Consider the following 22,863-nt stretch of genomic DNA (forward strand, 5'->3'; position numbering starts at 1 on the left):
CGCTCGGAGCGAGCGCGAGCGTCGCCTCGGCACGCTCGCGCTCGGCGGGCGGCGGCGTCTTATCCGCAGCTGTCGCCGCCGGCACAGTCGGCGGCGACAGCTGCAGCATGACGGCGTCGGACGCCCGCAGCAGCCCGCGCAGCGACTGCGCGGCCGCGAGCTCGCGGTTGGCCGCCGCAATCCGCGCGCGCTCGGACGCCACCTGGCTCTCGAGCCGAGCGATCCGCGAAAGCAGCGCGTCGGCATGACGGCGGATGCGGGCGGCGCGATGGTTGGCCTCGCCGGTGAACTTGAGCATCACGATCAGGCAGGCGAGCGCGAGCGAGATGGCCATCCCGGCGACCGCGCGCCAGAGCGCCGCCGCTTCGCGTTTGCGCCGCGGCGCTTTGGCGCCACCCGCGGGATCGAGATGCGCGGCCGCAGCGTCGATCGGCGCTCCCTTAGCCTCCTTCTGCATCATCCTCGCGCTGCATCATGCTCGCGCCAGAGCACCTTTATTATCCCGCCCTTTCCGGTAAAGATATACGGTCGTCCGATGCAAAAAATTCAAGACCTGCACGTAATTACGACCGAAGCCCTGGTCCCCCCGCGGCTGCTCAAGGAGCAGCTCGCGGCCGACTACCGTATCGCCGCCCACGTGGTCGAGGCGCGCCAGACCGTCCGCCGCATCATCCGCGGCGAGGATCCGCGCCTGATGTGCATCGTGGGGCCGTGCTCGATTCACGACCCGGCCGCCGCGATGGACTATGCGGAGCGCCTGGCGCGGCTCCGCGTCCAGCTTGCCGAGCGGCTGTTCGTCGTGATGCGAGTGTATTTCGAAAAGCCGCGCACGACCGTCGGCTGGAAGGGCATGATCAACGACCCGCATATGGACGACTCGTGCGACATGCGCGAAGGACTCCGCCGCGCGCGCCGCCTGCTGCTCGACATCAATGCGCTCGGGCTGCCGGCGGGAACCGAGATGCTCGACCCGATCACGCCGCAGTATATCGCGGACCTGGTTTCGTGGACGGCGATCGGCGCCCGCACCACCGAGTCGCAAACCCATCGCGAGATGGCGAGCGGGCTCTCGATGCCAGTCGGATTCAAGAACAGCACCGAGGGCAATCTGCAGGTCGCGGTGAACGCGATCGAATCGGCGCGCCGCCCGCACTCGTTCATCGGCATCACGCAGGACGGGATGACTGCGATCGTGCGTACGACCGGCAATCCCGACACGCACGTGGTGCTGCGCGGCGGACGCACGCCGAACTTCGACGCAGCAAGCATCGAAGAATGCTGCCGCATGCTGCGCAAGGCGGGACTCGAGCCGCGCGTGATGGTCGATTGCTCGCACGCGCAGACCAACAAAGACTATCGCAAGCAGCCCGAGGTGTTTGCCGCGCTCTGCGAGCAGGTGCGCGCGGGCAGCCGCGCGGTCCTGGGCGCGATGCTCGAAAGCTTCATCAACGCCGGCAATCAGCCGCCCGCGGCCGACCGCTCAAGGCTCAAGTATGGTGTCTCGATAACCGATCCCTGCATCGACTGGCCAACCACCGAGCGATGCCTGCTCGAAGCGGCCGCGGCGCTGACGCCCGCGGGCCGCGCGCACGCCGCAGCGTCCGACCACTAAAGCTGCGGCGGCGCGGCCGCGCACGCTCAGTGCCTGCGGACTCGATTCCCATGCGGCGCCGCGCGAAAACCTACGAATCGCAGGCGCGCATCCGGGGCGCGTGCGCGGCGCAAAGAATTCCGCGATCGGGAATAATCAGCATCGCGCCGGGCACAAAACGCGCGGCGGTTCCCTGCCGGTCCTGCACCCTGGCAAGGCCGGATTGAGTACGGCACGCGGGACTCGCGCGACAAATCCCGCTTTTAGGGATCGACCTTGACGCGGCGGCTCGTGGGCGGCTTGTTTATAGCGAAAAGCGGCCGCGCGTCGGAACGGCAAGCCAATCCCGTTCGACCCGCCAAGGCGCAGCATCTGAGCAGCATGCGAACGTGAACCCCACATCGGAGCGCCAAACAGTATGGGGCCGCGTCGCGCGCCATCCGTATCGCGCGGCGCTGCTCATCTACCTGGGCCTCTCGGCGGCGCTCTTCCTGCGTCCCGCCCTGCCTCACTTCACCACGATCTATCTCGGACGCGGAATCGATCAGTCCTTTTTCATCTGGTGCCTGGTATGGTGGCCGTTCGCGATCGCGCATCATCTGAATCCGTTCATCACCAGGCTTATCTTCGCGCCCGCCGGCTTCAACCTGACCTGGTCGACGTCGATTCCGCTGCTGAGCCTGATCGCGTTCCCCCTGACCGCGACCGTGGGGCCGATTACGGCGTTCAACCTGCTCTGCGTCGCCTGTCCTGCGCTTTCGGCGTGGACCGCGTTCGTGCTTTGCCACAGTCTTACGCGGCGCTTCGGCCCGTCGCTGTTGGGTGGCTACATCTTCGGCTTCTCCTCGTACATGCTGGCGCAGGCCTACGGCGGGCATCTCAATCTGCTCGCGGCGTTTCTTCTCCCGCTTGCCGTGTACCTGGTGCTGGCGCGCCTTCGCGGGAATATCGGGGAGCGGCGCTTCACGCTCGGACTGCTGATGCTGGCGACGGCGCAGTTTCTGATCGCGGCCGAGGTCGTTGCCACGATGGCGTTGTTCGGCGCGCTTGCGCTGGCGGCGGCCTGGATGCTGGGCGACGCCGATCTCCGCCGGCGCATCGTGGGGCTGGCCGCGCCGATTTTCTTCGCCGGCCTGGGCATGACGATCCTGATGAGCCCATACCTCTGGTACATGTTCGCCGGCTTTCGTGCGCTCCCGATCTATTCGACGAGTTGGCATTCGACCGACCTCCTAAATTTCGTGATCCCCACCCCGACGGTCGCTCTCGGAGGCGCCGTGGGGCCGTTTCGCCGGGTCTCGGGCGATTTCACAAGCAACATTTCGGAGCAGGCCGGTTATGTCGGCGTGCCCCTGCTGGCGCTGGCACTCTGGTTTGTGCTCGAACGATGGCGCACCTTCGAAGCGAGGCTGTTCGGCGCGACCATAGCGATTGTCGCGGCGGCGGCGATGGGGCCGCGACTGCACGTGGCGGGCAACAGCTACTTCAAGCTCCCGTGGTCGCTGCTGCATCGCGCCCCGTTTATCGACCAGGCGCTGCCGCTGCGCTTCAACGTTTACCTGTTTCTGACCTTTGCCCTGCTCGCCGCCGTATGGCTGTCGGCGCCGCGGCACAGCCTTACCACGCGCGCGATCGCCGGCACGCTGGTGTTCGTATCGCTTTTTCCGAATCCGTCTGCCCGGGTCTGGGCCGAGAACGGCAGCGTCGCGCCGGCCCCATCTTTTTTTACCACCGGGATGTACCGCCGCTATCTTGCGCCGGGCGAGATCGTGGCGACGCTGCCGTACGCATGGGGCGAAGCCGACGCTTGCATGATGTGGCAAGCGCTGAGCGGGATGTATTTTCGGCTCGCCGGCGGATACCCGGCGCTGAGTCCGACTTCCTATCAACGATGGCCGATCGTCCGTTCCGCCAATCAACTCGCGACGATTCCGGACCCGGCCGCTCAATGGAAAGCCTTCGCCGCGAGCCACGAAGTGACCGCGGTGCTGATGGGCAACAACTCGATGCCGGCCGCCTTCCCGTCGGTCGAGCCGATCATTGCGGCGCTGGGCGAGCCGGCGCTCACGGCGGGCGGAGTCACGCTCTATCGCGTGCCGTCGGCGATGCTCGCGCCCTATCGCGGAGTTGACTGGCTGCGGATGGAAACGCTCGTGGATACGCAGCGGTTCGGCGCCTTGCTGATCGCCGCCCAGTGCTATATCGCGTCGGGTGCAGATCCTGCGCGTCTCGCTCCGGCAAGCGCGACCAGGCTGGGATACCTGCCGGCCGCGTGGCTGCCGCTCAGAAATCGGACGACTGACTATCGACTGTATATGCGCACCGAGTCCGACGGATTGGTCACGGTCGGCCTCTTGGGAAGCAGGGGCGCTCTGCGCCCGCTTATCGATCGCTATGGCACATATGCACGGCGCGTCTCGTTCGCCGGAGGTGCACGGCTCGATGAGAGCGAGCCAGCGCGGGCCGCCGATACATATTACTATCCGCTGCTGATGTCGTTCGATCGAACGGGACTCGAGCGTGCTGCCGTATTGGCGCTCTCGGAGCGGCCAAGACTCGATCTCGAATCCGAACTACCTCAATCGAGAGCAATCCATACCGCGCATTGACGCGAATGGTTTGGCTGCGACGATCTGAATAGCGAAATGGGCTGAATCCGTAGCAATACCGTGGCAGCGGCGAGCACCGATTGTTAGTATCTAATTCGGTCGCTCGGATATCGCTATCGGCGGTCAGATGCCTGACGCAAAACGCGCTCCCCGCCTCTTTGATCGTAAGGCGGCGGGTGCATTTCTCGCCTGCCTGACACTGTCAGCGCTCGTTTTCGGACGCATCGTGCTTGCGCACCCGGTGAGTGTCTACGTCGGCCGCGGACCCGATCCGCAACTGTATATCTGGTTCATGGCCTGGTGGGCGCATGCGATCTCGCACTCAGTCAATCCATTCCTGACCAAAGTCATCTGGGCGCCCTCGGGCGTCAATCTCGCCTGGACCGCGAACATGCCGCTTGCTGCATGGGCGGTTTATCCCGTGACGCGGGCCTTCGGGCCGATCGTCTCGTACAACCTGGTCTGCCTGCTGTCGCCGGCGCTCGCGGGATGGAGCGCCTTCATCCTTTGCCGCTACGCCGCCGGCTGCTATTGGCCGGCGCTTTTCGGCGGATTGTTCTTTGCGTTCTCGCCGTACGTGTTGAGCCGGATGCTGGGCAACGTGGATCTGACGTTGATGTGGCCGATACCGCTATGCGCATACGCGGCCCTGCGGCGAATCGACGGGAGCCTTGGCGCGCGCGGCTTCGTTACCGCGCTCGCGATTCTCATCGCCGCGCAATTCCTGCTGTTCGCGGAGATCGTCGCGAGCGCGACGCTGTTCGGGGCGCTCGCGCTTGTCCTGGCGGCCCCGGCGATGGGTCCCCCGGAGCGCCGCCGCCTCTTCTCGGCGGCAGCGCTTGCCGCTGTCGCATATGTGGCGGCGGCGATTCTCGTGGCGCCCTACCTCTACTACATGTTCATCCATCCGACTGCGCCGGAACAGATTTTTTCGCCCTGGCACTTCGCGATTGACCTTGCGAATCTGATGGTCCCGACCGGCGTCAACCAGCTCGGCCTTGCACCTTTCCTCGCGCCGATCGCATCCCGCTTCCGCGCCGAGCTTTCCGAGAGCGGCGCGTACCTGGCACTGCCGATAATCGCGATCGCGGTTCTCTATGCGCGCGAACGATGGAACGCGCCCAACGGCAGACTCCTTGTGCATCTGTTGATCGTAATCTGCGTGCTCGCGATGGGACCGCGGCTTGAAATCGGGGGCCGAATCGTCGTGGGACTCCCCGGCTCCGCGCTTACGCGCCTGCCGCTGCTGGACAAGGCCTTGCCCGCACGCTTCATGCTCTATGCCTACCTGGTGCTCGCCGTGATGGCCGCGATATGGCTCGCCGGCGCGAACCCGCGAACAACTGCGCGCTGGATTCTTGCCCTCGTAGCCGTGCCCTTCATGCTGCCCAATCTCTGCGCGGCCTACTGGTCGACCCCGGCCGCGATTCCCGCCTTCTTTGGCGAGGGCCTCTATCGGCAGTACCTCGCACCGGGCGAGACCGTGGTTGTGCTGCCGTACGGAATTCTCGGCGAAGGGATGCTGTGGGAGGCCGCCACAAACATCTACTTCAGGATGGCCGAAGGTTATGTGACCTTTACGCCGCCAGTGCCGCCGGAGCAGAGCCGCTGGCCGATTATCGAAAGCCTCTACGAGCTGAGGGGTGTGCCTGCGGCCGGCGATCAGTTTAAGGCGTACTTGGCCGGCCACGACGTCGGCGCCGTCATCGTCGGCCCACGCCGGCACTACCGCGTCGGCTCGATCGACGGGCGCCCGACCGCCGCGACCTGGACGCGGGCGCCAACGCTCGCGCCCGAGCGCGACGCTACTGCCGCGATGCTCGGTTCCCTGGGTGTGCCGGCGATCGCAGCCGGGGACGTCACGATCTATCGCCTGACGCCGCGGGCACTCGCGCAAAGCCGCGCGGATACGGCGCTCGCGATGGAACAGCGCGCCCAACAGACCCGATTCGAAGCGATGGTGCTCGGTGCCGAGCGTTACCTCGATGGCGGCGGGAACCTTGCCTCGCTAAGCGTCGAGCGCGCGCAGCAACTCGGACTCTTCCCGCTCGGATGGTTCGGCGGCACGCTCGCCGGCTCCCGCGACACCAACCCGATCTTTCATTCCACGTTATTGCTGGGTCCGGCCGGCGCGGGGGGAATCGAGGTAGGGTTGGCGGACTCGTACCAGGCGCTCGAACCGATTATTCGGCGCTACGGTCCCCTCTCTGCTCGAATCTATTTTCCGTATCCCGCGCCGATGACGGCGGGTTCAACGCCGCGTGGGTCTGCTACGCTGGTGATGATTTTCGATCGCACGGGCCTCGCGCGCACGGCCGCGGCCGCCTCGGTATCGCGGACGCCGTGACCTGGACTATTCGAGGGTCGCTCACTGCGCGCCGGCTTCCTTCTTGCGTCGAGCAGCGCGGCGGCCTCGGCCAGGCGCAAGGCTTGATCGACCGGGCGTACGCCGATTGGCGTTGGTACTTCCAGATAAATGTTGCCGCGAGTATCCGCCTTCGCTATCTTGCGTCCTCAGCGCTCTCCAAATTGCGCATGATTCCTTACCCACGGCAGAATCGATAAAAGTGAGCGGCGCTTCGTGACGAACGACCAGCCATCAGCCGATCTGCAACTGACGCCGCGCCTGCTGGAGGGTCTGGTTACCAACGGCCCGACCGACCCGATCGCCTACTACCGACGTCCGTTTGTCGGATGGTTTTTTCGCCAACGGATCAACCTTGGGCTGCGAATGATCGCGGATCGCAGTTATCCGAAGGCGCTCGAGGTCGGCTATGGCGCCGGCGCAGTGCTGCTGGCGATCGCGTCCAGGGTCGATGAATTGCACGGCATCGATCTCGACGCTGACCCTGCCCCCGTCCAGGCCTGGCTCGCGAAGCACGGGCGCGGCGCGAGGCTCCTTAAGTGCAGTGTTTACGAACTGCCGTACGAAACCGCCGAGTTCGATCTCGTGGCCTGCTTCTCGGTCTTCGAGCATCTGCATCAGTACGAACAGGGACTGCGGGAGGTCGCGCGCGTGCTCAAGCCGGGCGGGCGCTTCCTTCTCGGCATGCCGGCGGTGAATACGATGATGGAGCTGGGCTTTCGCGCGATCGGCTTCAAAGGCATCGACGACCGTCATGTCACCCCGCCGCGAGCCGTGGCGAGCGCGTTCGAGCGCAACGGCTTGCGGGTCGCCCGGGAGGCGCGCCTGAACCTGCTTCCGGGCCTGCCGCTCTACTACAACTGGCTCCTCGAGAAAGCCGCCCGGTGAGCGCGCTGACCTGATTCGACTATTCCATCTGATGGCAGCGATGGAAGAAACGATTCACCGGCCGCCCTACGCGTTCGACCTTCGAGGAATCTTCGCATTCGCTATCTACCTGGCGCTGGCGGCGATGTTCTTCGCTAGGGGCCTTGACGGTCGCTTCTCCACCGCATACGTCGGCAAGGGCGTCGATCCACCGCAGTTGATGTGGCTGATGGCATGGTGGCCGCACGCCATCGCCCACGGACTCAATCCGTTGTTTACCGACGCGATCTGGGCACCGCGCGGACTCAACCTCGCGTGGGCCACTACGATGCCGCTCCTGAGCCTGGTAGCGGCCGTACCGGTTGCCTTCCTGGGGCCCGTCGCGATTTACAACCTTTGCTGCCTGCTCGCGCTCGCGCTCGCTGCCTGGAGCGCGTTCGTGCTGTGCCGCTATCTGACCAGCGCCTATTGCGCGTCGCTGGCCGGCGGCTACGTCTTTGGCTTTTGCGCCTACACGCTCGGTCAGACTCTCGCGCATCTCAATCTGCTCCTTGTGTTTCCGATTCCGCTCTTCTGGCTCCTGATGATTCGCGGCTTTCGGGTGGATATCGCGTGGCGTCCGCTCCTCGCCGGACTGACGCTCGTGCTGGCCGCGCTGTTTTTGATGTTCATCGAGTTGTTCGCCACGATGACGTTGTTTGCGGGCATCGCTTTCATCGTCGTGCTGGGGATGGGGACGCGCGCGGAGAAGACGCGCGCCGTCAATCTTCTCCCAACCGTCGCGCTCGCCTATGCGATCGCGCTCGGGGCGCTGAGCCCGTTCTTCTATTACATGGTCGCGCTGGGCTACGACCCCGGCGCGACCCATCCGGCGCTGCTGTACTCGACCGACCTGTTGAACCTCGCGATCCCGACCTCGACGATGGAGCTTGGACGCGCGGCGCCGTTCCGCGCCATCACGGAACGCTTCCTCGGCTTTATCTTCGAGGACGGCGGCTATATCGGTGTTCCGCTGATGCTGATCTCGGTAGCGTTCGCTCGTCGGAACTGGACTGAGGGTTGGGCGCGCGCGCTGGTGACCGTGCTGATTGTCGCGGTCATCCTCTCGCTCGGACCCTTCCTCGTGGTCGGCGGGCGGCCGATCATTCCGCTGCCCGGACTGCTTCTTGGCGCCATGCCGCTCATCGGCAAGGCGTTGCCCGTGCGCCTGATGCTGTATGCCTTTCTCGCGCTCGCCGTTATTACGGCACTATGGCTTGGCGACAGCGCTTTTCCGCGATGGGTCCGCGTGGCGGCAGCGCTAGCGGTAATCGTTTCGATCGCACCGAATCTTTCCGCGAGCTTCTGGACTTCCGCGCTCTACGTACCGCCCTTCTTCTCCGACGGGCTCTATGCGAAATATCTCTCGCCCGGCGAGACCGTGGTCGTCCTGCCGTACGGAATCAACGGCAACAGCATGGCGTGGCAACTGCAGAGCGGATGGTATTTCAAGATGGCAGGCGGCTATGCGGGCAATCCGCCGGTTGAGTTTCGCCAGTGGCCGATAGTGCGCGCCTTCTATCGCGTCGGTACGGTTGCGCTTCCCGATGCCGGCGATCAGCTGAAGGCCTTCCTCGCGACGCATCGCGCGACCGCCGTCCTGGTCGACGATCGCGAAGCCGATATCTGGCGTCCGCTGATGGCGACCTTGAATACGGCGCCAGTCGAGGCCGGCGCAATGACCATATATCGCGCGGTGCCGGCTGAGCTCGCTCCCTGGCGGAGCGCGAGCGCGCTCGAGATGGAGACGCGGCTCGACAAGGCACGCTTCGCAGCGCTCGTGCTCGCGGCAGAGCGATACCTGCACGCCGGCCGTCCGGCGGACGGACTGACTCCCGCCGCAGTCAGCGCGCTCGGGTTGATGCCGGCCGGATGGATCGTAATACCGGAAAAGGTAGAGCCGCCATGGAACGACGGCGGGCTCAACCTGCCGCGCCATCCGAGCGATACCCATCAACTCGACGATCTGTGGCTTCGCGTGGACGAACAGGGCCGGATCGAGGCCGGCGTAAACGGCTGGTACCCGTCGCTGCGTGCGGTGCTCAGCGACTATCGCGCCGATGCGGTCGGCTTCTTGCCGCGCGACCTGGATCGGCCGGCGCCCGCTGCCGAGGCTGATCTTCGAGGACGGCTCGTCGTGGTCTTCAGCCGCGAGGGGCTCGAGCGTGCCGCGGCGCGGGTGCGCAGCGAGGGTAACAACGCTTCAGCGGCGCCCAACGGCAAAGACGGCGTATCACGATGAGCGAGCGCGAAGGGGCGAGGGCCGCATCAGCCGACGCACCGGGATGGCGCTGCGGAACAGCGGCGCTGCTAGCTTACCTGGGACTCTCGCTACTGCTGTTCGGCCGCGCCCTCGGCGGCAGCCTGTCTTCGTTTTATGTCGGCAACGGCCCCGACCCGCCGCAATCGATCTGGTTCCTGGCCTGGTGGGCCCACGCGCTGACGGCGCGCATCGATCCCTTGTTCACGCACGCCCTGTGGGCGCCTGCGGGCTTCAACCTCGCATGGACGACCAATATCCCGCTCGCGGCGCTGCTGATGCTGCCGGTGACGCGCACGCTGGGGGCGGTCGCCGCCTACAACATTCTCTGCCTGCTCTGCCCGGTCGCCGCCGGATCGGTCGCTTACATGCTGTGCCGGCAAATCGTGCGCGAGTTCGTTCCAGCCCTTCTCGGCGGTTTCGTCTTCGGCTTCTCGCCGTATCTGGCCTGCAAGCTGCTGGGCGATATCGACCTTGCCTTGGTGCCCATGCTGCCGCTCGTGGCCTATCTGACTCTGCGTGCGCTGAACGAAACGATGCGCCGGCGAACGTTTGTCGTCCTGCTGGCGCTGGTGCTGGACGCGCAATTTCTGATCTTCATCGAGACCTTCGCGACGATGACGATGAGCGCCGCGATCGCGCTCGCGATCGCACTGCTGGTAACGGAGGGGAGCGATCGCGCGCGCGTGCGCGCTTTAATCCGGCCGATCGCGTTAAGCTACGCGCTCGCGATGCTCCTGCTCGCGCCGTATCTCTACTACCTGTTCGCCTATGGTTTTCCGCACGGGGCTATCTGGTCGACCAACACGGGTTCGATCGATTTGCTCAACTTCCTCGTGCCCGTACCGACGAGCGCGCTCGGCCGGTTCGACGCGATACGCGCCATATCGCGGAGTTTCCGCGCCGGAATCTACGACACGGACGCCTATCTCGGGCTTACGGTAGTGGCCGCGGCCGCAATGACGCGGCAGCGATGGAACGAGCCGGCCGTGCGGCTGCTGATCCTGTTTGCCGGGGCGATTGGCGTCCTCTCGATGGGGTCGTGGATGCAGGTGAGCGGCCGGTTTATCGTGCCGATGCCCTGGATGATCGTTGCGGCACTGCCGCTCATCGGCAAGGCGGTGCCCGCGCGGCTGACCGTCTACATGTTCCTTGCAATCTCGATTCTGTGCGCGATGTGGATGAGCGCGAAGCCGCGGGCGGGCGCGCCGCGCCGGCCGGCTCTCAAATGGTTCGCGGGAGCTTTGATCGCGCTCTCGCTCCTGCCCAGCCTGGACGCGTCCTTCTGGGCCACGAAGCTCGCCACGCCCGAATTCTTCGCCGCCAAGCTATTTCGCCAGTATCTGCAGCCGGATGAGACGGTGGTGATCCTGCCGTACGGCTTTGAAGGCGACGGGATGCTCTGGCAGGCCCTCTCCGCGTTCGAATTCCGGATGGCGGGCGGGTATACGGGTTTTGCGCCGCCGATCCCCGTCGAGTACGAACGCTGGCCGATTGTCGACGCACTGTACGACGTTGCGCCGATTCCCGATGCGGGCGGCCAGTTCAAGGCTTTTCTTAAGAGCCACAGCGTTGGCGCCGTGATCTTTGCGAGCGAAGGCGAGCATGCGATCGAGGTCAGCCATGCCGCGGGCCCCGGCATCTGGCAACGCGGAGCGATCGCGCCACGCGATCGCGAGGTGTGGAACGCGCTCCTGGGAGGACTCGGCGTCGCGCCGCAGAACGTCGGCGGAATGACGCTCTATCAATTGCCGGCAGAACTGCGCGCGCAGTGGCCCAGCGAGACGCCGGCCACGCTTCAGGCGCGCGCGGCGGCCCCTCGCTTCGACACGATCCTGGCGGCGGCTTACGCTTATGTCGCCAGCGGCCGCCGCCTATCCGACCTGTCCCCGCTCACAGCCCAGCAGGCGGGCCTGTTGCCGCGCGACTGGATCGGAGGTCCGCTGCTGCGCAGCGCGCAGCGACCGGGCCTGATGTTCGACGGCGTGATGCTCGCGCCGGCGAAGGCGTATCGCGTGGCGCTGGGCGTCCAGGGATCGTACGCGGCGGTCAGGCCGATTATCGACAAGTACCGCGCTTACGCTGCGGCGATCTATTTTCCCTATCCGCGCAAGCTCTCGGCGACGCCGCCGGTGGGCGACAACCCGGCGCTGATGGCGATCGTATTCGATGCCGACCAGCTTGCGCGCGCGGCCCATACGGCACCGCTCGAACTCCAGGGCGCAGCGCCGGCGGCGAATCCATCCGCTACTCCGGCCGCGGCTTCGACCCCTTCGGGTCCTTGAGAGATCGCGGTTCGCAATGCCCTCGGTCGAAGCTCGCGCAGGGTGCAATCAGCGTCTGCGGACTTCGACCAGTTTGAAACGCCCGACGACCACCGGATCGCAATCGCGAAGCGCCGCGAGTTGCGCGGGCGCAAGCAGATCGTCGCGGCCCAGCAGCAGCACGTGCGGATGCGGATCGCAGCGGTCCTCCGCGCTTTCGACGCTCGCCCTGAGCTTCGGCGGCAGGTAGTAGCGAACCGCGTTTACCGCATAACCGGGGATGACGGCGAATGCGCCGCCGGGCGGCGACGCCGCGAGCGCAAGCGCCGTCGCCTCGCGCCACTGAACGTATTCGGGCTTGATGAAGTCGCGGCGCACGTGATCGAGCGACAGCGCGATCACCAGGATCAGCAGTCCGATGCGCAGCCGCGCCGAATCGATCGCGGCAAGCCCGATTGCCGCGAGGGTCAGAAATGCGGCGACGCTCGAAATCACGTAGCGCGTTTCCTCGAACGGAGTGAACGCGTAAGAGATAGCCATCACCGCCGCTACGGGCGCGAGCATCCACCACAGCAGGAAGCCGAGCGCCAGGGCGCTATTGTCGCGCTGCAACCGCCATCCTCCGTATATGGCGAGTGGCAGCAACGGCAGGAAGGGCGCCTTGCCCGTAGCGTCGCGCAGCATCTCGAGCGGCCACCACGGCGGCCGCAGATGCGACCAGCCAAGTATGCCGGCGTGCACGACGGCGATCGAAGTGCGTCCGGCCATCGGCGCGCTCGGCCCCAGCAACGCGACCCCGGCGCAAAGCGCCAGCGACGGAAGCAGCAGACGGAGTTCGGCGGCCGCCCTCGAGCCGCGGCCGACGCGTCGGCAGAGCGCCGTCCATGCGAGCCACATCGCCTCTGCGGCAACGAGCAGAGCGCCGGTAAAGTTGCACGCGATTGCGAGCGCGCTGAAAGCCGTAACGCCTACGAGACTCCCGATACGGCCCGCACGGCGCGTCCGCCCGGATACCGCGCGCAGCAAACAGATGACCTGCAGGAGTTCCAGGACCAGCAGCAGCGGATACATCCGCACCGTGCGCGCCTGGCCTATGAGTACGGGATTGACCGCGGTCAATAAGGCCGCGAACGCCGCCGCACCGAATTCCGCATTGTGGATTTCGGCCAGACCGCAAAGACCTGATCCCAGCTCCAGCGTTGCGAGGAAAACCAGCGCGATCGCGATCGTGCCCAGGACGGCCGAAAGCGCGCGCATCGATCCTGCGCTGTCGCCCCAAAGCCCCATCCATACATGAAGCGCGGCGTCATAGAGCGCGAGTTTGCCCGGATCGAGCTTGCGTTCCAGCGCGACGACCGTACGCAGGTCAGGTGCTGCCGCACCGGCCCACGACGCGGCCTCGTCGGCGCTGAGGTCGGCCGTCTTCAGACGGTAAAAGCGCAGCCCGGCGCCGAGCATCAGGGCCAAAGCGAGCAGCGCCAACGCCGCCGTACGCGCTGTCAACGCGCGCGAACCTCCACCAGCTTCAAACGCTTGACCACGCGCGGATAGCACTTTTCCATCGCGGCGATTCGGTCCGCAGGCAGAATATAGCGCCCGCTCAGAATCAGAACCCGCTGCGGTCCGCACTCTTCAACTCCCCGGACGGCGCCGCGGCGCTCGGGATTGAGGTAGTAACGCACTACGTTGTGACAGTACTCCGGGAATACGGCTATAGATTCGCCGGGCGCCGCCTCGGCCGCCGCGATCTCCGTGGCCTCCCGCCATGCCGCTTCATATGGGTGTTCGATCACGTGACGGGTTCGGCCGAGCGAAAGACCAACCAGCGCCGCGGCCAGCGCGAGGTGAACAGCGGCGGGCCGCAGCGTAGCGGCGCCGAACGCAGCCAGCCCGAACATCCCGACGAAGGCAATCAGCACGTAGCGAGGAAATTCGAGCGGGTGGATCAGATAACTCACCGCCGTCAGTCCCATGATCGGCGCCAGAGTCCAGACCAGAAAAAAGCCCGGGGCGAGCGGCGCCGCGTGCCAGTGCCGCCAAATTCCGAAAGCGGCCAGCATCACGAAGCTGCAGAAGAGGATCCGTCCGCCGGCCGCGGTCAGCAGCACCTGGAAGGGCCAGGCGATTGACCCCATCTTGATCCAGCTGATCGCGCCCATCGCTACGGCCTGATTCGAGGATACGAATACCCAGGGCAGCAGGGGCCCCAGCAGTGCGACTCCCGCGGCAATCGCGAGGCCGGGGCGGAAGATCGCAAGACCTTCCAACGGTGAGCGCCACGCTTTTGCTATCAGCAGGCATCCAAACCAGAAACCCTCGGCGAGCAGCAGAAAGGAGGTGGTGAAGTTGGCCGCGACCAGGGCAGCAGTGAAAATCGCCGCGCCGGCATAGTTGAGCCAGCCGCCGCGGCGCTGCGCGCGGACCAGGAAGAAAATCTGCGCCAGCTCCGCGTTCATCGCCACCGGATACATTCGCGCGGTCCGATCTGACGCCACCATCATAAAGTTGACGGCGTAGGCAAGCGCGGCCAAAGCGCCCGCCAGGTCGCCGATCGCGGCGCCCGATTGCCCGCCCAGGGAACGGCAGACCTCACGCACGGCGGCGAACACGAGCAGGATCGCGATCGTGCCGAGAGCGGCCGACATCGCGCGCATCGCGAACACGCTGTCGCCGAAGATGCGCACCCATCCGTGCAGCATGACGTCGTAGAGCGGCAGCTTGCCTGGATCGAGCTGATGCTCCGTCGCGACCGCCGCGCTAACGTCCGCGGCGGAAGCCGCCGCCCATGAGGCACCCTCATCCGCGCTGAGATCCGTAATCCCCAGGTGCTGAAAACGCAGGGTCGCGCCGAGCACGAGCGCGAGCGCGAGAAATCCGAGGGCGAGAGCGCGTGGACGCACCGCGGTCTGCCCGGCGCCCGAGGCCGCGATCCGATCGAAGACGGCCACGTCCTGGCTCATCCGCTCCGATGTGCGTGCGCGCCGAGACCGCGATACCCGGGCATGGCGATCACTCCTGGCGGCGCCCGACGCGCAGCTTCTCGCTGATCAGAAGCGCATTGAGCGCGGCACTGAGGCGCACCGGGTAGGCGTCGGGACGATCGATGTCTTTGTAGCGAGGGTCCAGCTTGGCGAAGGATTCCAGCAAGCGCTCGCGCGCCTCGCCGAGCTGCGGCCGCGTGCCGATTCGACGGCCGTCGGCGAACACGCGCTCGAGTACCGGACGCACCGATGCGGGCGCGGGACGAAACTCGCGCTGCAGATTGTCCGGACTTTCCTCGAACAATCCGACGAGGTCGGCGAAAAAACCGTCGGCGGCGTTGCGCGCGCGGAAAACCTGTTTGCGGCCGGGCAGCGTGGCTTTTTCGCTCGAGGTTTTCAGGCGCGGTTCACCCCGGTATTCGACCAGCTTGTAAGCCACGTCGAGCGCGGGCGCATCGGCGCTCACGGCCATCTCGGTGCCCACGCCAAATGCGTCGATCGGCGCGCCGGCCTTGACCAGCTCGGCGATACGATATTCATCGAGATTGCCGCTGGCGAAGATCGGAACCTCGGCAAGATCGCGCCGATCGAGCACGCGCCGCGCGCGCTTGCTCAGTTCCAGCAGATCGCCGCTGTCGAGCCGGATGCCCTGGAGCTTGGCGCCCCTCTCGCGCAACTCGAGCGCCACCGTGGCCGCGTTCTCGACCCCGCGCAGCGTGTCATAGGTGTCGACGAGAAGTGTGCTCAGCCGCGGAAAAACCTTGACGTAGCTCTCGAAGGCCTCGCGCTCCTGCTCGTGCGCCATCACGTAGCTGTGCGCCATCGTCCCGTACAGCGGAATCCCGTACCGCAGTCCGGCGAGCACGTTGGAGGTGCCGGCGAAGCCGGCGATATAGCTCGAGCGCGCCGCCACGAGGCCCGCGTCGGCGCCCTGGCTGCGGCGCAGCCCGAAATCGATCAGCCGCCGCCCACCGGCCACCACGAGGCTGCGCGCCGCCTTGCTCGCCACGAGCGACCCCATCCCGATCTGGTTGAGAACCAGCGTTTCGATCAGCTGCGCCTCGATGAGCGGCGCCCGTACTTCCAGGATCGGTTCGGTGGCGAAAAAGATCGTGCCCTCGGGCATCGCCCAGACCTCGCCGCTGAAGCGCAGAGTGGCGAGGAAATTCAGGAAGTCGGAGGTGAACAGTCGCAGCGATTCGAGGTATTCGAGCGCCCGCGGGGCGAAATCAAACTGCTCGAGCGCCTCGAGCAGCCGCTCCAGCCCGGCCGCCACCAGGAAGCCGCGGCGCGCCGGTAGCCGGCGCGTGAACATGCTGAAGCAGGCTGTGTCGTTGTTGCCGGAGGCGAAATACGCCGCAGCCATCGTGAGCAGATAGAAGTCGCAAAGCAGCGGGACTTCGTCGGCATCGAGGCGCAGATCGATCGGCATCTCAGGCAATCCGAAGTTCGGTCCGGAAATGTGCGGCCATGGCTCCGCGCTCAGCGTGGCGGGACCGGGGGCGTCGGCGGCGGCGGCACCGGCGCGGGCGACGGACCGGCCTGCAAGCCGCGAGTCTCCTCGGGCGGACGGCGCTCGCGCAGGATGTCCGACATGCGATGCAGGCGAGCGCTGACGAGATGATTGACCGTGCCTGGCTCCTCGAGCGCGCCCGCGCGAACGCCGGTCAGGATCTCGATCCCCTCATCGATCGTGCTTACCGGATAAATGTGGAAGCGCCCGCTCGCGACCGCCTCGACCGTCTCCGGTTCGAGCATCAGGTTGGTGACGTTGGCGCGCGGCAGCAGGACGCCTTGCGTGCCGCTCAGCCCGACCGCCTTGCACACGCGGTAAAAGCCTTCGATCTTCTCGTTGGCGCCCCCTATCGCCTGCACCGCGCCGTACTGGTCGACCGAACCGGTGACGGCCAGGTCCTGGCGGAGCGGCACGCCGCTCAGCGTCGAGAGCAGCACGTAGAGTTCGGTCGAACTCGCGCTGTCGCCATCGATCCCGGAGTAGGATTGTTCGAAGGCGATGCTCGCGGTCATCGAGGCGGGCAAATCCTGTCCGAAGCGCTGGCGAAAGAAACCGCTCAGGATCATGACGCCCTTGTCGTGAGTCGATCCCGACAGCCGCGCCTCGCGCTCGATGTTGATGACGCCGGCCTGGCCGAGCGCGACGGTCGCGGTGATGCGCGCGGGACGGCCGAAGCTGTAGCCGCCGGCGTCGAGCACCGCCAGCCCGTTGACCTGGCCGACCTCGCCGCCCCGCAGATGGACGACGATCGTGCCTTCGGCGATCAGACGGCGGATCTCCTCTTCGATAAAGTTGAGGCGCAACACGCGTTCATTGAGCGCGCGATCGACGTGGCGCGCGCCGACCACCCGGTCGTTGGCCGCACGCGCGTAGTACGCCGCTTCGTGCGCGAGATCGTCGATCGGCTCCATCACGCTCGATAGCCGCTGACGGTCGCCCGCCTCGCGCATCCCGAACTCCACGATCCGCGCGAGCGCCGCGCCGTCGAAATCGGGCAGCCCCTCGTCCTTGGCCAGCGCTGACACGCGCATGGCATAATGGCGCGCGGCCTCCGCGTCGGCATCAACCACCGGACGCAGTTCGGCCTTGACCTTGAACAGCTCTGCGAACTCGGGGTCGTAAAAGTACAGCAGGTTGTAAAGATAGGGGCTGCCGGTGACGATCACCTTGGCCGCCAACTCGATCGGCTCGGGCTTGAGCCCGCTCACCATGAAAAACGGAAACGGTTCCAGCGTCTCGAGCGTCATACGGCCCGTCTTGAGCGTCCGCTTGAGCGCCTTCCACACGCCCGGCTCGACGATCGCGTCGTCGAGGTCGAAGAGCAGAAATCCGCCGTGCGCCTTCACCAGGGAGCCGCCGATAATGCGCGTGAAGTTGGTTGCGCTGCGGCCGCTCGGGTCGATCCAGCGCTCGATCGTGCCGAATAGGTTGCGATAGGTCGGCGCGTCCTCGGCGATCACGGGAGCGCCGCTTCGCCCCGCGTTATCGACCACCACGTTGACCTGGTACTCGAAGAATCGGCTCTCCTCCGGTCCGTCGGCGCGCTGCAGAGGCAGCGGACGCGGCGAGGCCTCAGGGCCCGTCTCGGCGGCTTCGCGGAAGCGATCCAAATGGTCGAGCATGTGCTCGGCAACCTGATCGAGATAGTTCGTTACGGCTTCGCTCTCGAAGCGCGTCTTGAGCGCGGCGATAGCCGGCGCAATCAGACGGGCGGCGAAAGTGCGCTCGATCTGGCGGATTTCTCCGACCAGCTCGCGCATCAGCTCCTGCTGACGCATCGCCATCGTGGCGAACGAGTCGGCAAGCTCGCCCTGAGCCTTGGCCAGCCGGTCGCGTTCCGCCTCGGGAAGCTCCTGCATCACGCGGCTGAGCTCCTCGGGCGATTCGGGCGCTTTGCCGTTGATGAGCGGAATGAAAATGACCTGGCCGGAAGCGGTCCCTTGGATCGCGAAGCCGCGCTCGCGCGCCGCGTTCTCGAGCTGGGCAAACAGCTCCTGGGCGCGGCGGTTGTACTTTTCGCGCAGCGCCTTGCGCTCCTGGTCAAAGTCCTCGCGGCGAAAGGCCTTGGGCAGCTGCTCGATGAGGAAGCTGACGAGATCGCGCATCCCGTCACGCAATTCCGCGCCCTGCCCGGCGTGCAGGTAGATCGCCACCGGCGACTCCGGGCTCTTGTAGTTGTTGACGTAGACCCAGTCCCCCGGCGTCGGCGTCGCCGCCGCCTGCTGCTGCAGGATGCGAACGATCGACTCGCGCTCGCGGCGGGACCGCACCCGGCTCACGAAGACGTTGTAGCCGGGCGCGCCGATCCCAATCGCCATCCGTATCGCGTCGAGCGCCCGCTGCTGCCCGAGCAGCTCGTGGGCGCCGTCGCGCGCCGCGTTCACGAGCTCGTCGGGGCTAAGCGGAGAGCGGCCGCGCAACTCGTCCACGCGGAGCTCCACCGGCGAGGCCGCAGGCTTAAGCGCCTGCTCGTGCGGCGCCGGCGCGGGCTTCTTGTCGTCCCCCTCGACCATCATCGCTTCCCTTGTCCGGGTTGCTCTCTATACTACTTTGATGCGCCGACCGCGCAGCTTGGGCAGTACGATGGTCAGTACGCCGTCGGCCCATTGCGCCGTAGTGCTCTCTCGATCGACCGCATGCGTCAAGCTCATCCTGCGTTCTACCTCTGGATGAGTCCCGGCGGGGATTCGCACGGTCAAGCTCACCTCGGTGACCTCGACGTGAATCACTTCCGGATCCTCGACGGCGGCCTCGATGCGCACTTCGTACCGATCGCCGCGGTCAACTATGACTGCGCTCGGCGAAACGGCCGCGGCGGCTCCGCCGTGCCATCGCCCCAGCCACTCATCAAAAAGCTCGTCGCAAGCGCGCTCGAAGTCGCGCAACCTCGTAATGTCCGAACCTTTCATCTGTCGTAATATCCGAAGGCCGATTCTAATGCGCCACGATACTCGGAATCCACCCCGCCGAGCACTTGCCCAGGGCTGCGTGACAAGCGTATGGTCTGTCAGCCGTGCCTGAACTCAAGAAGATTCTGCTGGCCACCGATTTTTCCGACGACTCGCTCAACGCGCAGCGGTTTGCCGAGGAACTCGCGCGCAAGTTCGGCTCCGAAGTGATCATCCTGCACGTCGACCAACCGCTGCCGCCGGTGATGGTGAGCGAACTGGGACCTGCTTTCGACGTGAGCGCGATGAACCAGATAGCCGAGGAGCAGCGGCTGGGCGCGCAGCGCGAGATCGACCGGATCGTCGCCCAATTTCGCGACGCTCAAATCAAGGCGCGGAGCCTTCTGCGCGTCGGCGCTCCGTTTCTCGAAATCATCCACGCCGCACAAACCGAAGGCGTCGACCTGATCGTGCTCGGCACGCACGGCCGCTCCGGCCTTGCGCACGTGCTGCTGGGCAGCGTGGCCGAGCGCGTGGTGCAGAAGGCCGGATGTGCGGTGCTGACCGTGCGCCATCCCGACCGCCGCTTCAAGCATCCGCTCGAGAAGTAATCCGCGAGAAGTGACCCGCGAGAGGTGACCCGATCGACCGAGGCTGGTCGCGGACCGGCGCGCGAAGCGACCGTTCGAGATCCCCGCCCGCCCCGCCCTAGCGGCCGATGAAGCGCGGCGCGCGCTTTTCCTGAAAAGCGCGGATCCCCTCCTTGAAATCCTCCGAGCGCGTCATCACCGCGATCGATTCGTTCTCCTCGGCTAGCGCCGCGCCGAGGTCGGACGACAGATGGTGATAGATAAGGCGCTTGGCGTGCGCGACTCCGAGCGGCGAGCAGTTGGTCGCTATCTCGCCCGCCATCTCCAGCGCCGTCGGCATCAGCTGCTCGTGCGCAACGACCCGGCTCACCAGGCCGATTCGAAGCGCCTCCTCGGCGTCGAGGATTCGCCCGCTCAGCGCGATTTCCAGGGCGTTGGACAAACCCACGATCCGCGGCAGCAGCCAGCTCGCACCATGCTCGATTGCCAGGCCGCGGCGGACGAAAATGAGACCCATCCGCGCGCGTTCCGAGGCAATCCGGATGTCGTGATAGAGCGCGGTGGTGAATCCCATCCCGACGCACGCGCCGTTAATTGCGCCAATCACCGGCTTGCTGAGCCCGGCGATCCATGAGAAGCGCTGGCGAAAGTCCGCCCGCGGCTCGCTGGTGCCAGTGACCTCGCCCGACACCGCCTGCACCGCCGAGGTCGTGCCGTCGGCGACGCGATTGAGCGTGCCCATGTCGGCGCCGGCGCAATAGGCCTTGCCGGCGCCCGTAATCACGATCGCGCCCACCTTGTCGTCGTGTTCGGAATCGAGCAGAGCCTCGCGCAGCTCGGATTCCATTTTCGAGGTCCAGGCGTTGAGGCGCGCGGGGCGGTTTAGCGTGATTACGGCGACGCGGTTGGCCTTCTCGTAGATGATCTCATCGAAACCCATCGGAGTGCCCTCTCGATTTGGATTGGCGCCGCTGGGCGCTTGCACGGCAGCGCGTTGAGGTGGATGCGATCAAAGCACTTCGCGCGCGCAAAATCTAACCGGCCGCGATTCGATCATGAAGCCGACCTTCGGCGCACGCATCACCCGCGCCAGCTTTCCTTGGCCGTACGACGCTGTTAGAAAGGCGGGAATGTTTTCCGCTACAGATCGGTTCGCCTCTGTCGCCCTGACGCGACGCATTCGCGCGTTCTCCGCATGCGCGCGGCTGGCCATACTCGCCCTGGCCGTATTCTGCGCGGTGTCCGTGCCGGCCCGTGCCACCGAAGCGCATCACGCGATGGTGGTGGCCGAAAATGCTCTCGCCGCGAGCGCCGGGGTCGAAATCCTGAGCCGCGGCGGCAATGCGATCGACGCCGCCGTCGCGACCTCGCTCGCGGTCGGCGTGACCAATCCGGCCTCCTGCGGGATCGGCGGGGGCGGCTTCATGCTGATCTACCTCGCCCGCACGCACAGCTTTTACGCGCTCGACTATCGCGAGCGTGCGCCGATGGGCGCGAGCGCCACGATGTATGTGCGCGGCGGAAAGACCGACGAGGCGCTGGCCCGCGCGGGGCCGCTGGCGGTCGCAGTGCCGGGCGAAATTGCGGGGCTCGACGCGGCGCTCCGCCGCTTCGGCACGATGAAATTTTCGATTGTTGCCGCGCCCGCGATCCGGCTCGCCGAGCAGGGCTTTCCCGCAACCGAGCACCTGGTTCAAGACATCGAACGTACTACTTCAGCTTTGGCGGCCGACCCCGGCCTTAAGGCGACGTACCTCACGCCAGCGGGCGCCGCGCCCAAGTCCGGCGACATCCTGCATGAACAGGCGCTTGGCGCGACGCTGCGCTCGCTCGGCGACGATCCGGTGACGCGCTTTTACCACGAACAGATCGCGCACACGCTGGCCGAGTGGATGAAGGCGCACGGCGGATTGATCAGCGCCGAAGATCTCGCGCAATACCGGCCGGTGTGGCGCGCGCCGCTTCATCGCGGCTATCGCGGCTACGAGGTCTGGACGATGCCGCCGCCGTCGTCGGGCGGCGTGGTGCTGGAAATCCTCGGGATGCTCGGGAGCGCGCCGGTCGCCGGACTGGGCGCCGACTCGCCGCCCTACCTCGCGCGGCTTATCGAGATCATGCGCCAGGGTTTTATCGACCGCGATCGGTATGCCGACCCGGATTTCGTAAACGTGCCAATCGATAAGCTGCTTTCGCAGGGCCATATCGATGAGGCGCTCCAGCGCGCGCTCCATCGCGGCGCGCCTGCCCATCTCGCGCCGGCTGCGGACCACGGAACCTCCAACCTGCTGGTGGTGGACAAGGACGGCAACGTCGTCGCGGTCACCACCACCATCAACACGATCTTCGGCGCCAAGATGATGGTCGCGGGCCTCGGCCTCGTACTCAACGACGAGATGGACGACTTCGCCGCCGGCCCGGGCGTGCCCAACGCATTCAAGCTCGAAGGCGCGGCCGCCAACGCGATTGCGCCCGGCAAGCGTCCGCTCTCGAGCATGTCGCCGGTAATCGTGATGCGCCGCGGCAATCCGGTGCTGACGGCCGGCGGCTCGGGCGGCCCGACGATCATCAGCGGCGTAGTGCAGGTCACGGTCAACGTGCTGGACTTCCATCTCGACCCCGGGGCGGCGGTCGATGAACCGCGGGTGCATGAGCAGGCCGCGCCCGGCGTGGTGTTCGTTGAGGCCGCGATGCCGGCGGCCACGCGCAGCGCGCTCGAGCAGATGGGCTATCGGCTGAAGGAAGTACCGTCGCTGGGCGCGGTCGGCGCGATCGCGATCGCGCCGGGCGATCTGAACGGCGCTTTCGATCCGCGCAAAGGCGGCGGAGCCGCCGGCCTGTAGCGCCAACGTGTGGCGCGCTCGCGCATAGCTGCACCGGCGCGCTGCGCACGATA

At 66.2% G+C, this 22,863-nt stretch carries 15 protein-coding genes; 8 read left to right on the forward strand and 7 right to left on the reverse strand.

Translation table 11 applies throughout. The features are described from left to right. A partial coding sequence (locus VMI09_15040) for a hypothetical protein (protein HTQ26003.1) occupies positions 1-460 on the reverse strand: 460 nt, incomplete at its 3' end. A gap of 75 nt (positions 461-535) precedes the next feature. Here VMI09_15040 and VMI09_15045 point away from each other — a divergent pair. The 6 genes from VMI09_15045 to VMI09_15070 all read left to right on the forward strand — a co-directional run bounded on the left by VMI09_15045 (position 536) and on the right by VMI09_15070 (position 12,016). Further along, positions 536-1,612, forward strand: a complete 1,077-nt coding sequence (locus VMI09_15045) for a 3-deoxy-7-phosphoheptulonate synthase (protein HTQ26004.1) — start codon at positions 536-538, stop codon at positions 1,610-1,612. Positions 1,613-1,980: 368 nt separating this feature from the next. Next, positions 1,981-4,200, forward strand: a complete 2,220-nt coding sequence (locus tag VMI09_15050; protein ID HTQ26005.1) for a hypothetical protein — start codon at positions 1,981-1,983, stop codon at positions 4,198-4,200. A gap of 127 nt (positions 4,201-4,327) precedes the next feature. Further along, complete coding sequence (locus VMI09_15055) at positions 4,328-6,547, forward strand: hypothetical protein (protein ID HTQ26006.1); 2,220 nt, start codon at positions 4,328-4,330, stop codon at positions 6,545-6,547. Between the two features lie 234 nt (positions 6,548-6,781). Further along, on the forward strand, positions 6,782-7,453 hold the full coding sequence (locus tag VMI09_15060; GenBank protein ID HTQ26007.1) for a class I SAM-dependent methyltransferase: 672 nt from the start codon (positions 6,782-6,784) through the stop codon (positions 7,451-7,453). Positions 7,454-7,484: 31 nt separating this feature from the next. Next, complete coding sequence (locus tag VMI09_15065; protein HTQ26008.1) at positions 7,485-9,713, forward strand: hypothetical protein; 2,229 nt, start codon at positions 7,485-7,487, stop codon at positions 9,711-9,713. After that, positions 9,710-12,016 carry a hypothetical protein gene (locus VMI09_15070; GenBank protein HTQ26009.1) on the forward strand — a complete coding sequence of 769 codons (2,307 nt, stop codon included), beginning with the start codon at positions 9,710-9,712 and terminating at the stop codon, positions 12,014-12,016. Before VMI09_15065 ends, VMI09_15070 begins: the two co-directional genes overlap by 4 nt. Positions 12,017-12,064: 48 nt before the next feature. Here the strand turns inward: VMI09_15070 and VMI09_15075 are convergent, their stop codons facing one another. The 5 genes from VMI09_15075 to VMI09_15095 are packed head-to-tail and all read right to left on the reverse strand — an operon-like array spanning position 12,065 to position 19,401. After that, a complete protein-coding gene (locus VMI09_15075; protein ID HTQ26010.1) occupies positions 12,065-13,498 on the reverse strand; it encodes a hypothetical protein in 1,434 nt (477 codons plus the stop codon). Continuing rightward, positions 13,495-14,955, reverse strand: coding sequence for a glycosyltransferase family 39 protein (locus tag VMI09_15080; GenBank protein HTQ26011.1), 1,461 nt, complete (start codon positions 14,953-14,955; stop codon positions 13,495-13,497). Before VMI09_15080 ends, VMI09_15075 begins: the two co-directional genes overlap by 4 nt. 49 nt (positions 14,956-15,004) lie before the next feature. Further along, a complete protein-coding gene (locus VMI09_15085) occupies positions 15,005-16,408 on the reverse strand; it encodes a nicotinate phosphoribosyltransferase (protein ID HTQ26012.1) in 1,404 nt (467 codons plus the stop codon). A 50-nt stretch (positions 16,409-16,458) separates the two neighbouring features. Next, positions 16,459-19,008, reverse strand: a complete 2,550-nt coding sequence (locus tag VMI09_15090) for an ATP-binding protein (protein ID HTQ26013.1) — start codon at positions 19,006-19,008, stop codon at positions 16,459-16,461. A gap of 24 nt (positions 19,009-19,032) precedes the next feature. Next, positions 19,033-19,401 carry an Hsp20/alpha crystallin family protein gene (locus VMI09_15095; GenBank protein ID HTQ26014.1) on the reverse strand — a complete coding sequence of 123 codons (369 nt, stop codon included), beginning with the start codon at positions 19,399-19,401 and terminating at the stop codon, positions 19,033-19,035. A gap of 104 nt (positions 19,402-19,505) precedes the next feature. On the opposite strand from VMI09_15095, the gene VMI09_15100 reads away from it, so the two are divergent. Continuing rightward, positions 19,506-19,991, forward strand: a complete 486-nt coding sequence (locus VMI09_15100) for a universal stress protein (GenBank protein HTQ26015.1) — start codon at positions 19,506-19,508, stop codon at positions 19,989-19,991. A 97-nt stretch (positions 19,992-20,088) separates the two neighbouring features. Here the strand turns inward: VMI09_15100 and VMI09_15105 are convergent, their stop codons facing one another. Then, on the reverse strand, positions 20,089-20,910 hold the full coding sequence (locus VMI09_15105) for an enoyl-CoA hydratase-related protein (protein ID HTQ26016.1): 822 nt from the start codon (positions 20,908-20,910) through the stop codon (positions 20,089-20,091). 298 nt (positions 20,911-21,208) lie between these two features. On the opposite strand from VMI09_15105, the gene ggt reads away from it, so the two are divergent. Then, positions 21,209-22,810: a gamma-glutamyltransferase gene (gene ggt / locus VMI09_15110; GenBank protein ID HTQ26017.1), complete on the forward strand. Its 1,602-nt coding sequence runs from the start codon at positions 21,209-21,211 to the stop codon at positions 22,808-22,810. The last annotated feature ends 53 nt before the right edge of the window (positions 22,811-22,863 follow it).

It is taken from the genome of Candidatus Binataceae bacterium, from assembly GCA_035500095.1.
In the GTDB taxonomy this organism is placed as follows: domain Bacteria; phylum Desulfobacterota; class Binatia; order Binatales; family Binataceae; genus JAKAVN01.